At 69.5% G+C, this 13,013-nt stretch carries 11 protein-coding genes; 2 read left to right on the forward strand and 9 right to left on the reverse strand.

Translation table 11 applies throughout. The features are described 5' to 3' along the window. Window positions 1–50: 50 nt before the first annotated feature. From TNCT6_RS06815 to TNCT6_RS06825, 3 genes are all read right to left on the reverse strand, one after another. A complete protein-coding gene (locus TNCT6_RS06815) occupies window positions 51–1,097 on the reverse strand; it encodes an ABC transporter substrate-binding protein (RefSeq protein ID WP_141357604.1) in 1,047 nt (348 codons plus the stop codon). Window positions 1,098–1,170: 73 nt separating this feature from the next. Beyond that, on the reverse strand, window positions 1,171–2,034 hold the full coding sequence (locus TNCT6_RS06820; RefSeq protein ID WP_141357606.1) for an ABC transporter permease: 864 nt from the start codon (window positions 2,032–2,034) through the stop codon (window positions 1,171–1,173). After that, window positions 2,024–2,839 carry an ABC transporter ATP-binding protein gene (locus TNCT6_RS06825; protein ID WP_141357608.1) on the reverse strand — a complete coding sequence of 272 codons (816 nt, stop codon included), beginning with the start codon at window positions 2,837–2,839 and terminating at the stop codon, window positions 2,024–2,026. Before TNCT6_RS06825 ends, TNCT6_RS06820 begins: the two co-directional genes overlap by 11 nt. A 163-nt stretch (window positions 2,840–3,002) precedes the next feature. Here TNCT6_RS06825 and TNCT6_RS06830 point away from each other — a divergent pair, with 163 nt between their 5' ends. After that, the gene (locus TNCT6_RS06830) at window positions 3,003–3,695 is read left to right on the forward strand and encodes a response regulator (RefSeq protein WP_141357610.1); all 693 of its coding nucleotides are present in this window, start codon (window positions 3,003–3,005) and stop codon (window positions 3,693–3,695) included. 228 nt (window positions 3,696–3,923) lie between these two features. Here the strand turns inward: TNCT6_RS06830 and TNCT6_RS06835 are convergent, their stop codons facing one another. From TNCT6_RS06835 to TNCT6_RS06845, 3 genes are all read right to left on the reverse strand, one after another. Further along, window positions 3,924–5,516, reverse strand: a complete 1,593-nt coding sequence (locus TNCT6_RS06835) for a cation acetate symporter (RefSeq protein WP_141357612.1) — start codon at window positions 5,514–5,516, stop codon at window positions 3,924–3,926. After that, window positions 5,513–6,067: a DUF485 domain-containing protein gene (locus tag TNCT6_RS06840; protein ID WP_141357614.1), complete on the reverse strand. Its 555-nt coding sequence runs from the start codon at window positions 6,065–6,067 to the stop codon at window positions 5,513–5,515. The genes TNCT6_RS06835 and TNCT6_RS06840 overlap by 4 nt, the downstream gene beginning before the upstream one ends. A gap of 176 nt (window positions 6,068–6,243) precedes the next feature. After that, window positions 6,244–8,367 (reverse strand): type IIA DNA topoisomerase subunit B, encoded by a 2,124-nt coding sequence (locus tag TNCT6_RS06845; RefSeq protein ID WP_141357616.1) that lies wholly within the window; start codon window positions 8,365–8,367, stop codon window positions 6,244–6,246. Window positions 8,368–8,809: 442 nt separating this feature from the next. Here TNCT6_RS06845 and TNCT6_RS06850 point away from each other — a divergent pair, with 442 nt between their 5' ends. Beyond that, complete coding sequence (locus tag TNCT6_RS06850; protein WP_141357618.1) at window positions 8,810–9,040, forward strand: hypothetical protein; 231 nt, start codon at window positions 8,810–8,812, stop codon at window positions 9,038–9,040. 97 nt (window positions 9,041–9,137) lie between these two features. Here the strand turns inward: TNCT6_RS06850 and TNCT6_RS06855 are convergent, their stop codons facing one another. The 3 genes from TNCT6_RS06855 to TNCT6_RS06865 form a co-directional block, all read right to left on the reverse strand. Next, on the reverse strand, window positions 9,138–9,995 hold the full coding sequence (locus TNCT6_RS06855; RefSeq protein WP_141357619.1) for a serine protease: 858 nt from the start codon (window positions 9,993–9,995) through the stop codon (window positions 9,138–9,140). A gap of 120 nt (window positions 9,996–10,115) precedes the next feature. Continuing rightward, window positions 10,116–11,654 carry an RNA polymerase sigma factor gene (locus TNCT6_RS06860; protein WP_141357622.1) on the reverse strand — a complete coding sequence of 513 codons (1,539 nt, stop codon included), beginning with the start codon at window positions 11,652–11,654 and terminating at the stop codon, window positions 10,116–10,118. 441 nt (window positions 11,655–12,095) lie between these two features. Then, complete coding sequence (locus TNCT6_RS06865; protein ID WP_141357624.1) at window positions 12,096–12,983, reverse strand: FadR/GntR family transcriptional regulator; 888 nt, start codon at window positions 12,981–12,983, stop codon at window positions 12,096–12,098. Between the last annotated feature and the right edge of the window lie 30 nt (window positions 12,984–13,013).

Consider the following 13,013-nt stretch of genomic DNA (forward strand, 5'->3'; position numbering starts at 1 on the left):
ACGGCTCGGGGGGGGAGGGGAAGAGGCCGTGGCCCCCTTGCATACGGATGTCAGCCCGCGGCCTTCTCAACGAACTCGGTGGTGAACGTCTTGCTCAGGTCCACGTCGGCGTTCTGGATGTTGGGGTTGAACGCCTTGAGCACCTTCTCCACGGTCTCCGGACCGTTCTGAGGCATGACGCCGTCGGTGGTGAACATCGGCAGCGTGCTCTTGATCGCCTCCACGTAGACCGCCTTGTTGCCCTGGGAGTAGTCGGCGGGCATCTTGGCGGCGATCTCGTCGGCGCTGTGGGTGGACATCCACTTGAGCGTCTTGACGAACGCGTTGGCCAGCTTCTGGGTGGTCTCCTTGTGGCTGTTGACCCAGTCCGTCTGCATGTACAGGCTGGACGACGGGTACGGGCCGCCGAGCGCCTCCTGCGAACCCTCGGGCGTCCGCATGTCGATGAGGACCTTGCCCGCCTTCTTGTCCAGGATCGTCGCGACGGTGGGATCGGTCGTCATGCCGCCGTCGATGGAGCCCTTCTCGAGCGCGGCGATGAAGGTCGGTCCCGCGCCGACGGCGACCGGGCTGAACTCGCTGACCTTCACACCGTTCTTGACCGCCAGGTACTTGGTGAGGAAGTCGGTGGAGGAGCCGAGGCCGGTGACACCGAGCTTCTTGCCCTTGAAGTCCTTCGGCGACTTGATCTTGTCCGCCGCCTTGTTGGAGACGACCTCCACCTCGCCGGGCGCGTGCGAGAACTGCACCACGGACTCGACGTACTTGCCCTTGGTCTGGAGGTCCAGGGTGTGGTCGTAGAAGCCGACGGCGCCCTGGACCTGGCCGGAGACGAGCGCGGTCTCGGCCTGGACACCGGCGGGCTCGCTCAGCAGCTCGACGTCCAGGCCCTCGTCGGCGAAGTAGCCGAGGCGCTGGGTGAGCATCGCGGGCATGTAGATGACCTTGTCCAGGCCACCCACCATGATCTTGACGTGCTCGCCCTTGCCGTTGCCGGTGGACGTCGAGCTCGCCGCGTCGTTGGCGCAGGCGGTGAGGGAGGACAGAGCGAGCAGGCCGGCGGCGGCCGACGCGGTGAATCTGGCGGTCTTGCGCATGAGGGTCACGTCCTTGTGAGAAAAGCGGTACGGGAAGCGGGGAGCCTGGGGGAAAGCCGGTGCGGTCGGGCCGTCAGTCCCCGGAGCCCGTCGGCTTCCAGCGGAAGATGCGGCGCTCGGCGAAGGTGAGCAGTCCTTCGGCGACGAGCGCGACGGCGGCGAGGATGACCATCGCGGCGTACACACCGGCCGCGTTGAAGTTGCCCTGGGACGCCGCGACGAGCAGGCCGATGCCCTTGGTGGCTCCGATGTACTCGCCGACGATGGCGCCGATGAGCGCGAAGCCGAAGCTGACGTGCAGGCTGGTGAAGATCCACGAGGTCGCGGACGGGATGACCACCTGGAAGGTGACCCTGCGGTCGCTCGCGCCGAGGATCCGCGCGTTGGCCACCAGGTTGCGGTCGACCTCCCGGGCGCCCTGGAAGGCGTTGAAGAACACCGGGAAGAACACGAGGACCACGGCCGAGGCGATCTTGGAGACCGGTCCGAGCCCGAACCAGATCACGAAGATCGGGGCGAGCACGATCCTGGGGAGCGAGTTGAGCACCTTGATGTAGGGGCCGAGGACGTCGGCGAGGAAGGGGATGCGGCCGAGCGCGATACCGAGGATCACACCGGCCACCACGCCGAACACCCAGCCGATCAGGGCCTCGTAGAGCGTGTACCAGATCTGCTCGCCCAGCGAGCCCTGCGCGGTGCCGTGCGTGATCCAGGTCCAGATCTGGTCCCAGATCTTCGAGGGCATCGAGAAGTTGAACGGGTCGATGACCGCGGCCCGGGAGAGCGCCTCCCAGAGGCCGAGCACGGCCACCAGCACCAGGACGCGGGCGCAGGTGACGACCACCTTGCGCTTGCGGGCGGCGCGGGCCCGGGAGTGGGCGCGGTCGGTCGTCTTGACCGTGTCGACGACCGGAGTGCTGAGGACCTCAGGCGACATGGGCGGCACCTCTTTCACGGGTGATGCGGACCTCTTCGCCGAGCGACTCCCAGATCTCGCGGTAGATGTCGATGAACTCCGTCTGCAGGCGCACCTGTTCGACCTTGCGCGGCCTGGGCAGGCCGATGTCGAAGACCTGCTTCACGGTCGCGGGTCCGGCGGTCATGACGACGACCTTGTCGGCCAGGGCGATGGCCTCCTCCAGGTCGTGGGTGACGAAGACGACCGAGGCGCCCGTGCCCTCCCACAGCTCCAGGAGCTCGTCCGACATCAGCGCCCGGGTCTGCACGTCGAGCGCCGAGAAGGGCTCGTCCATCAGCAGGATCTCGGGGTCGTTGACGAAGGTGGCGGCGAGGGCGACGCGCTTGCGCTGGCCGCCGGAGAGCTGGTGCGGGTAGCGGTCCTCGAAGGCGGCGAGTCCGACCCTGGCCAGCCAGGCGCGGGCCTTCTCCTTCGCCTCGGCCTTCGGCACGCCGCGGAACCGCGGCCCGGCCATCACGTTGGACAGCACCGAGCGCCAGGGGAAGGTGGCGTCCTGCTGGAAGACGAAGCCGACCTTGCCGCCGACGCCCTGCACCGGCCGGCCGGCCACCAGCACGTCACCCTCGGTGGGCTCCTCCAGCCCGCTGACCAGGGTCAGGGTGGTCGACTTGCCGCAGCCGGTGGGGCCGACCACGGCCACGAACTCGCCGCGCCGCACAGTGAGGTCGAGGTCCCTCACGGCCGTGTGCAGGCCCCCTGACGGGGTCCTGAACGTCTTACTGGCGCCCCGCAGTTCGATGGCGGGGCTGGTGTCTGTGCTCATGGCCGGGACGGTAGATGTGGCCCCGGCCACAGCAGCAGTCTTCTGTGCGCAACCCGTTGTTTTGCTCGCAAGCACCTGTTGTGCTCGTTTTGCGCGCGCTACAACAGCGGAGCCGAAACACGGGCGCAACATTGCCCGCATGGCCTTGAGGGAGAGAGGCCCGATGATCGACGTCCTGGTGGTCGACGACGACTACCGTGTCGCTGAGATAAACGCCAAGTACGTGGGAAAGGTTCCCGGCTTCCGGGTCGCCGCCCGCGCGCACAGTGCCGCACAGGCCCTGACCACCGTGCAGCACGGAAGCATCGACCTGGTCCTGCTCGACCACTACCTGCCCGACCGCACGGGTCTGCAACTCGTCCACCGCATGCGGGAACAGGGCATCGGCACCGACGTCATCATGATCACGGCAGCCGGGGACGTGGCGACCGTCCAGCAGGCGATGCGGCTGGGCGCGCTGCACTACCTGGTCAAACCGTTCACCTTCGTCGCGCTGCGTACCCGCCTGGAGTCCTACGCCGCCCTGCGCCGCACCGTCGACCGCGTCGGCGGACACGGTGTCACCGGGCAGGAGCAGGTGGACCGCATCTTCGGCGCCCTGCGCGCCGCGCCCGCGCCCCCGTCCCCGGGGCTGCCCAGCGGCCACTCGGAGCCGACGACGGACCTCATCTGCGGTGTGCTGCACCGCGCCGACCAGCCCATGTCCGCCCACGAGGTGGCCGCCCGCACCGGCCTGAGCCGCTCCACCGCCCAGCGCTACCTGCGCCACCTGGAACAGGCCGGACGCCTGCGCCTGTCCCTGAAGTACGGCGACACGGGACGCCCGGAGCACCGCTACGCCTGGGTGGCCCCCTAGGGTCTTTCGTTTGGATCAGGCCGGATCAGGGAGCGGGTCTGGTGCCGTGCATCGCACGGCGGAGGAGGGCGGCAGGGCGGAGCCCTGCCGACCGACGACAACGCGGCTGGGGGTCACCCTGCTCGAAGAGCTTGGGGGAGCGGTGCCAGGGCCAGCGAGCCCGGCATGATCCAAACGACAGGCCCAAGGGGCCGGGACGGACGCACGGCAGTACGCCGCCGCGCGGCGCTACACGGCTCCCGCGCCCGTCAGCGACCGCACCTCCGTCTCGGCGTGTTTGGCCTCGTCCGGCGCCTCGGTGGAGGTGACGGTGCCCAGCCAGCCGGCGAGGAATCCCAGCGGGACGGAGACGATGCCGGGGTTCTCCAGCGGGAAGAGCTGGAAGTCGACACCCGGGAACAGCGCGTCGGGGCTGCCGGAGACCACCGGGGAGAACACGACGAGCCCGAGCGCGGGAACCAGCCCGCCGTACACGGCCCACACCGCGCCGCGGGTCGTGAAGCCGCGCCAGAACAGGGAGTAGAGCAGCACTGGCAGGTTCGCCGAGGCGGCGACGGCGAACGCGAGGCCCACCAGGAAGGCCACGTTGAGGTTGCGGGCGAGCAGGCCGAGGGCGATCGCGACCACGCCGATGCCGACCGCGGCGACGCGCGCCACGGCCACCTCGCCGCGCTGCCGGGCACCGCGGCGCCGCAGCGACGCGTACAGGTCGTGGGCCACCGACGCCGAGGAGGCGAGCGTGATCCCGGCGACCACCGCGAGGATCGTGGCGAAGGCGACCGCGGCCACCACCGCGAACAGGACCGTGCCCGCCGTGGAGTCGGCGCCGCCGCCGAGGTCGAGGGCCAGCAGCGGGACCGCCGTGTTCCCGGACGCGTTGGACCCGCGCAGGGCGTCCGGTCCGACGATCGCGGCCGCACCGAAGCCGAGGACGATCGCCATCAGGTAGAAGCCGCCGATCAGTCCGATGGACCAGATCACCGAGCGCCGGGCGGCCCGCGCGGTCGGCACGGTGTAGAAGCGGGACAGGATGTGCGGCAGCCCCGCCGTGCCGAGCACCAGCGCCAGTCCGAGACTGATGAAGTCCAGGCGCGCGGTCAGGTCCCCGCCGTACTTCAGTCCGGGCACCAGGAAGGCGTCCCCGTGGCCGCTGCGCTCGGCCGCGGTGAGCAGCAGCCGGTCCAGGTCGCCGTGGAACCTGACCAGGACGAGCACGGTCAGCACGACGGTGCCGCCCAGCATCAGGACCGCCTTGACGATCTGGATCCAGGTGGTGGCCCGCATCCCTCCCAACGACACGTAGATCACCATCAGCGCGCCGACGCCGATGACGGTCCAGGTCTGCACCCCTGCGCCGGTCCGGCCCAGGAGCAGCGCCACCAGGCTGCCCGCGCCCACCATCTGCGCCACCAGATACAGAACGGACACGGTGACCGAGGAAGTTCCCGCCGCGATCCGCGCCGGCCGCTCGCTCATCCGCGCGGCGACCACGTCGGCGAGCGTGAACCGCCCGCAGTTGCGGACCAGTTCGGCAACGAGGAAGAGCACGACCAGCCAGGCCACCAGGAAGCCCACCACGTACAGCACCCCGTCGTAGCCGAACAGGGCGATCAGCCCGGGAACTCCGAGGAAGGAGGCGGCCGAGGCGTAGTCGCCCGCGACGGCAAAACCGTTCTCCATGGGCGTGAACAGCCGCCCGCCCGCGTAGAACTCCTCCGCCGATCCGTGCCGGTTGCGGCTCACCCAGGTGGTGATCCCCAGGGTGACCGCAACGATCACGCTGAACAGCACCAGTGCCAGCGTCTGGTGGTTGCCCGTCACGAGGCACCTCCGCGCGCGCCGCGCGTCAGCTCCTGGGTGTCCCAGCGCAGTTCGAGCGCCACGCGGTCCCTGCGCAGCCGTGCGTGCCGGGCGTAGGCCCAGGCGAGGAGGAAGGTGCTGAGGAACTGCCCGAGGCCCGCCAGCATCCCCACGTTCACCGCGCCTGCCACCGGTCGCGCCATGAACCCCGGCGCGGTCGTGGCGGTCACGACGTAGCTCACGTACCAGACGAGGAAGAGGGCGACCGCCGGCATCACGAACCTCCGGTAGCGGCTGCGCACCTCCTGGAACGCCGCGCTGCGCTGCACCTCGAGGTACGCCTCGGCCGCCGCACCGGCCTCCGGCCCGGTCCGCCCCTCCCGGCGAGCCGCCGGTACCGGTGCGGCGGGAGCTCCCGTGCCGTTGCCGTCGCCCCAGCCGGAGGCCAGCGCGTCGTACCAGGGGTCGCGGTACCTGATGTCCTCGGGCTCCGGGTCCTGGCCTTCGTCGGTCCCGGGCACGTTCCCGGGATCGTCACCGCCAGCATGGAAGCGGTCGTTGCTTGACTGCATGCCCAAGGATGGACAGAACCGGAAGTTCCCTGACTTCTCTTCCCCCCGCTCTTCACCCCATCAGGTGACGCACCCCTGTCGGTGGACGCGCCGGCACCGACAAGTCGGCGCGGGCCTCCCCCGGAAGGGAAGGCCCGCGCCGGAAGGGACCGGAAAGGACCGGAAGGGCCGGTGCCCTAGGCGTCGATGCGCGAGCGGTCCAGGGTCGCGGCCGAGCTGGCGATGAACTCCTTGCGGGGTGCCACGTCGTTGCCCATCAGGAGGTCGAAGACCTGCTCGGCGGCCTCCAGGTCGGAGAGGTTGATCCGGCGCAGGGTGCGGTGGCGCGGATCCATGGTGGTCTCGGCGAGCTGGTCGGCGTCCATCTCACCGAGGCCCTTGTAGCGCTGGATCGAGTCCTTGTACCGCACGCCCTTGCTCTGGAACTCGAGCAGCTTGTCGCGCAGTTCGCGGTCCGAGTAGGTGTACACGTACTTGTCCTGGCCCCTCTTCGGCTGGACCAGCTCGATGCGGTGCAGCGGCGGCACCGCGGCGAACACCCGGCCCGCCTCCACCATGGGGCGCATGTAGCGGTGGAACAGCGTCAGCAGCAGGGTCCGGATGTGGGAGCCGTCCACGTCGGCGTCGGTCATCATGATGATCTTGCCGTAGCGGGCCGTGTCCAGGTCGAAGGTACGGCCCGAGCCGGCTCCTATCACCTGGATGATCGCGCCGCACTCGGCGTTCTTCAGCATGTCCGTGACGGACGACTTCTGCACGTTGAGGATCTTGCCGCGGATCGGCAGCAGCGCCTGGAACTCGGAGTTCCGCGCCAGCTTCGCCGTGCCGAGCGCGGAGTCGCCCTCGACGATGAACAGCTCGCTGCGGTCGACGTCGTCACTGCGGCAGTCGGCGAGCTTGGCCGGCAGCGAGGAGGACTCCAGGGCCGTCTTCCGGCGCTGCGCGTCCTTGTGCTGGCGGGCGGCGATGCGCGTGCGGGCCGCGGCGACCGCCTTCTCCAGCACCACGCGCGCCTGTTGTGCGGCGTCGCGCTTGGTGGAGGTCAGGAACGCCTTGAGTTCCTTGGTGATGACGTTGTTCACGATGCGGCGGGCCGCCGAGGTGCCGAGGACCTCCTTGGTCTGGCCCTCGAACTGGGGCTCGGCCAGGCGGACCGTGACGACCGCGGTGAGGCCCTCCAGGGCGTCGTCCTTGACGATGTCGTCCTCGGCGACGCGCAGCATCTTCTTGGCCCGCAGCACCTCGTTCATCGTCTTGGCGACGGCCTGCTCGAAGCCGGCCACGTGCGTGCCGCCCTTGGGTGTGGCGATGATGTTGACGAAGGACCGCAGCGTGGTGTCGTAGCCGGTCCCCCAGCGCATGGCGACGTCGACGCCGAGCTCGCGGGTGACCTCGGTGGGCGTCATCTGGCCGTGGTCGTCGAGGACCGGGACCGTCTCCTTGAAGATCCCGTGCCCGGTGAAGCGGAGGACGTCGCAGACCGCCCTGTCGCTCGCCAGGTACTCGCAGAACTCGCTGATGCCACCGTCGTAGCGGAAGGACTCCTCACCCTTGCTGCCGCCGTCGCCGAGACCGTACTCGTCACGGACGACGATGGTCAGCCCCGGCACCAGGAACGCCGTCTGGCGGGCGCGCTGGTGCAGGGTCTCCAGGGAGAGCTTGGCGTCCTTGAGGAAGATCTGGCGGTCGGCCCAGTAGCGCACGCGGGTGCCGCTGCGGCTCTTGGGGATCTTCTTGGCCTTGCGCAGCCCGCTCCCGGCCTCGAACCTGGCGTCGGGGCCGCCCGCCGTGAACGCGCCGGGCACGCCGCGCCGGAAGCTGATGGCGTGGGTGTGGCCGCCGCGGTCCACCTCCACGTCCAGCCGGGCGGACAGGGCGTTGACCACGGAGGCGCCGACGCCGTGCAGACCGCCGGAGGCGGCGTACGAGCCGCCGCCGAACTTGCCGCCCGCGTGCAGCTTGGTCATCACGACCTCGACGCCGGACAGGCCGGTCTTGGGCTCGACGTCGACCGGGATGCCGCGGCCGTTGTCCCGCACCTCCACCGAGCCGTCGTCGTGCAGGACGACCTCGATGTGGTCGCAGTAGCCGCCGAGGGCCTCGTCGACGGAGTTGTCGATGATCTCCCACAGGCAGTGCATCAGACCGCGGCTGTCGGTCGAGCCGATGTACATGCCCGGGCGCTTGCGCACGGCTTCCAGTCCCTCGAGGACGAGCAGGTGCCGAGCGGTGTAGTTGGAACCGTCGCGGTCTGCTCCTGCCAGCAGCGCTGTGGACGGCACGGACGTCTCGGCGGTCACGCGGTTCGCTCCTCGCTGAATTTCAGTTGGGGCCCTGATGGGTAAGGGCACGGCTCGGGTAGCCGCTCAGAGAGTACCGAGGCCTGGTAGAGCCCTTGTAACGCAACCCTCGGCAGAAACACAGACTAGTAGAGAGTCGCATGCACGTTCGATCCTTCAGCCGAGTGAAGCACATATCACGTTCCCTTCGAGGCATGAACCATTTAGGCTCCGGGCACGTCCTCATGAACAACCGGCAACCCGGCCGGGGAGGACCGACCATGACCGATAGCGCGAACCCGTACGACACATAGACACGCAATACGGCACATTCGCCGCCAAACCGGCAGCAGCCGACCGCCCCGAAGCAGAATCTTCGAGGAAAAGCCACGATCGGGAACGTTTGGGGCTGGTTGGATGTTGACCCTGGTACGACAGCTCGTCGAGCTAGAGAAGAGGCGACGTGACTACTGTTCTGACCCCCGCGAGCCCACTGACGGCCGCTGATCGCTGCGACCGCTGCGGCGCCCAGGCATACCTGCGCGTCGTCCTGCTGAGCGGCGGAGAACTGCTCTTCTGCGCCCACCACGGTCGCAAGTTCGAGCCAGAACTCAAGAAGATCGCCGCTGAGATACAGGACGAGACCGAGCGCCTGACCTCCGTTCCGGCGAACGCCTCCGAGGAAGAGCGCTGACCTCCCCGCCCGACGAGCCTCCGGCGCAGGCCGGCGAACGGGCGGTCGCTTCTGGCACCCAGGAGCGGCCGCCCGTCCTCGTGACCCGCGACGCCGGTCAGGACTCGCCGGACGACGGGCGGGGCGCTTTCGTGTGGGCCCGGCTCAGCGCCCGGACCACCTCGGACACACGCGTGTAGACGCCGGGGCTCCCGGCGCGCCCGCAGCCGCTGCCCCACGACACAAGCCCGATCAGCCGCCCCTGCGCGACCAGGGGCCCCCCGCTGTCCCCCTGGCATGCGTCACGGCCCCCGGCGGTCTCCCCCGCGCACAGCATGCTCTGGGGCAGGTATGTGCCCTCGCCGCCGCCCGGATAGGCCTTCTTGCACTCGGCGTCGGGCAGGATATGGAGAGGCGCGGCATACAGGCTGTGGGCATAGGCGCCGGTACCGGTGGTGTCCCCCCATCCGTAGACCGTGGCACTCGTGCCCGGCGAGTACGCCGGGTCGCCCGCCCTCGCCATGGGGATGACGGCACTCTGCGGCAAGGACTCGGCAAGAGTGAGCACGGCGAAGTCACCGGCATTGGTGGTGGAATCGTAGTGCGGATTGACCCAGGTGCCACGCACGGAGACCTCCTTGCCCTGCTGTGAGAGCAGATCCGTACGTCCCGTGATCACCTTCAGATCCGGCGTCGGTGGCGCGCCCACGGCCTCTCCGGACAGACAGTGGGCCGCGGTGAGCACCGCGGTGCGGCCGATGGCCACGCCCCCGCAGAACTGCCCCGCACGGGTGCCTCCGAACCGGTCACGGCTGGAGAGCGCCACCGTCCACGGGCTCTGCGAGACATCGACGGGGAAACCGCCGATGACAACGCTGTCGGCGGCGACGGGCGCCGCCGCGGCCAGCGGTATCACGCCTCCGGCGGCCGCCATGACCAGCGGCCCGATCAGGGCACGGGCAATACGGCGTCGCATGGATGCTCCTCACTCTCAGGTGATCACGGAACACCCAGAGTCATGCACGGTGGCGCGACGCGCAGCACGAGGGCCCGGTCCCCGCAGGGGGGACCGGGCCCTCGGTGTCACAGGTCCGGACTAGTCGAGGTAGTCGCGCAGCACCTGCGAACGCGACGGGTGGCGCAGCTTCGACATGGTCTTGGACTCGATCTGACGGATCCGCTCACGCGTGACGCCGTAGACCTTGCCGATCTCGTCGAGGGTCTTCGGCTGACCGTCGGTGAGACCGAAGCGCATGGAGACGACGCCCGCCTCACGCTCGGACAGGGTGTCGAGGACCGAGTGCAACTGCTCCTGGAGCAGCGTGAAGCTGACCGCGTCGGCCGGGACGACCGCCTCGGAGTCCTCGATGAGGTCACCGAACTCGCTGTCGCCGTCCTCGCCCAGCGGGGTGTGCAGCGAGATGGGCTCGCGGCCGTACTTCTGGACCTCGATGACCTTCTCCGGGGTCATGTCGAGTTCCTTGGCCAGCTCCTCCGGGGTGGGCTCGCGGCCCAGGTCCTGGAGCATCTGGCGCTGCACGCGCGCGAGCTTGTTGATGACCTCGACCATGTGCACCGGGATACGGATGGTGCGGGCCTGGTCGGCCATCGCGCGGGTGATCGCCTGACGGATCCACCAGGTGGCGTACGTGGAGAACTTGTAGCCCTTGGTGTAGTCGAACTTCTCCACCGCGCGGATCAGACCGAGGTTGCCCTCCTGGATGAGGTCCAGGAAGAGCATGCCGCGGCCGGTGTAGCGCTTGGCCAGGGAGACCACCAGACGGAGGTTGGCCTCCAGGAGGTGGTTCTTGGCGCGGCGGCCGTCCTCGGCGATGATCTCCAGCTCGCGCTTGAGCTTGGGGGCGAGCTTGTCCGAGTTCGCCAGCTTGTCCTCGGCGAAGAGACCCGCCTCGATGCGCTTGGCCAGCTCCACCTCCTGCTCGGCGTTGAGCAGGGGGACCTTGCCGATCTGCTTGAGGTAGTCCTTCACCGGGTCGGCGGTGGCACCGGCCGCGGCGACCTGCTGGGCGGGCGCGTCGTCCTCGTCCTCGTCGGAGAGCACGAAGCCGGCACTCTCGGCGCCCTCGGGCTCCTCCGCGCCCTTGGCCTCCTCGAGCACCTCGTCCTCGAGAAGCTCGGCGTCGTCCTTCTTGGCGGAGGTGGTCTTCTTGGCCACCGTCTTCTTGGCGGCCGTCGTCTTCTTGGCCACCGTCTTCTTGGCGGCGGTCGTCTTCTTGGCAGCGGCCTTCTTCGCGGGGGCCTCTTCCTCGACGGACGCGCTGGCGGCGGGCGCCGCCGGAGCGGCGGCGGTGGCCTTCCTGGTGGTCACCGTCTTCGCCGCGACCGTCTTGGTGGCGGTGCGCTTGGCCGGACTCTTCGCTGCGACGCTCTTTCGGGTGCGCTTGTTGGGCTCCGCGGCACTGACCATCAGCGTCACACCCTCTTCCTCGAGGATCTGGTTGAGGCTGCGCAGTACGTTCTTCCACTGAGTGGCCGGAATCTGGTCAGCTTCGAAGGCCCGACGCACATCGTCGCCGGCGATCTGCCCCTCAGCCTTTCCCCGCTCAATGAGCGCCATGACAGAGACGGACTCGGCGATCTCCGGCGGGAGCGTACGGGATGTGCTGGCCGACACGAACAACCTCTCGGAACGTTGGAAAACGGCTTCCGGCCCCGTCCATCGTGGACAGGAGCCGACCACCGGCCTGGGGATTGGGCCGACGGCGCGGGCGGGGGCCGGGAAGTTGCACAGCGCCGTGTACGGCGTCCGTATTCCCTCCGCGGCTGTCACCTCTTAGGTCATCGCGTTGTACCCAGGAGTGTTACGCCCAATCTGCGTGGCCCCAGTCACACCCCGTAAGTGCGTAAAAACGGCCAGACGTGGGCAGATGGAGTGGGCTGGTCGCCACGCACATACGACCCCACCGGCGGCTCGCCCCGGTCACTTGTGGCCCCCGCCGACTCGCGGAGGGATCCGCGTCCGCGGTCGGCCGGCGAACCGCCTCTCACCGGACCCCGCCGGAGGACGGCAGGGCCACAGCCGTGCCGCCCACGCAGGGATCGACGCCCGAGCGGTTCAGTGCTCGCGCGGCGCGGGGACCACCCGCTCGACCTCCGGGTGCACCGTGAGCAGTTGGCGCATGGCGTTCTCCGCCGCGGTGCCGTCGCCGCCCGCGACCGCGTCGACGATCCGGGCGTGCTGCGCCAGGGAGGCCTCGTTCGGCCGGTCGCAGCCCGTGACGGGGCCGCCGGACACCTGGAGGGCGGCCGAGACGATGCCGGAGAGGTGCTCCAGCATCCGATTGCCCGCGATCTGGATGAGCAGCGAGTGGAACTCGGCATCCGCGCGGGAGAAGGTGAGCGCGTCGCCCTGCCCCAGGGCGTGCCCCATGATCTCGACCATGTCGGACAGGCGCTGCTGGATGTCCTCGCGCGCGTGTCCGGCGGCGAGACGCGCGGCGAGCGGCTCGATCGTCCAGCGCAGTTCGCTGAGCTCGCGGCGCTGGTCGTCGCGCTGCGGCCCGAAGGCCCGCCACTCGATGATGTCGGGGTCGAGGAGATTCCAGTCGCTGACCGGGCGCACCCGCGTGCCGACGTTCGGGCGAGCGCTGACCAGGCCCTTGGCCTCCAGGACGCGAAGCGACTCGCGGACGACGGTACGGGAGACCTCGAAGCGCTGGCCGATCTCCTCGGGCACCAGCGGACGGTCCGCGCCCAGGTCCCCGGAGACGATCATCTGACCCAGCTGCTGGACGAGTTGGCCGTGCAGTCCGCGGCCGCGGCTGCCCGCGGTACGCCGGCCCACGCGCCCCAGTTCCGGGTCGGCGCCCTCCCAGGCGGGGCTCGCGACGCGGTCGGGGGCGGTCGCCTCGGTGTAGGGGTAACGGTCGAGTTCGCCCGGGCCGACGAGACCTGAGTCTGTGGAGCGGGCGGCGGTCATCATGGTGTGCGCAAGGGTACTCACGGATCCTTTGTCGGCGTCGCCTCCAACTCC

The organism is Streptomyces sp. 6-11-2 (genome assembly GCF_006540305.1).
Lineage (GTDB): Bacteria > Actinomycetota > Actinomycetes > Streptomycetales > Streptomycetaceae > Streptomyces.

Bases quoted from the DNA above. Each gene is read 5' to 3' on its own strand.
- TNCT6_RS06830 (WP_141357610.1), top strand. From the start codon at position 3,003: ATGATCGACGTCCTGGTGGTCGACGACGACTACCGTGTCGCTGAGATA.
- TNCT6_RS06840 (WP_141357614.1), bottom strand. From the start codon at position 6,067: ATGCAGTCAAGCAACGACCGCTTCCATGCTGGCGGTGACGATCCCGGG.
- TNCT6_RS06820 (WP_141357606.1), bottom strand. From the start codon at position 2,034: ATGTCGCCTGAGGTCCTCAGCACTCCGGTCGTCGACACGGTCAAGACG.
- TNCT6_RS06855 (WP_141357619.1), bottom strand. From the start codon at position 9,995: ATGCGACGCCGTATTGCCCGTGCCCTGATCGGGCCGCTGGTCATGGCG.
- TNCT6_RS06815 (WP_141357604.1), bottom strand. From the start codon at position 1,097: ATGCGCAAGACCGCCAGATTCACCGCGTCGGCCGCCGCCGGCCTGCTC.
- TNCT6_RS06825 (WP_141357608.1), bottom strand. From the start codon at position 2,839: ATGAGCACAGACACCAGCCCCGCCATCGAACTGCGGGGCGCCAGTAAG.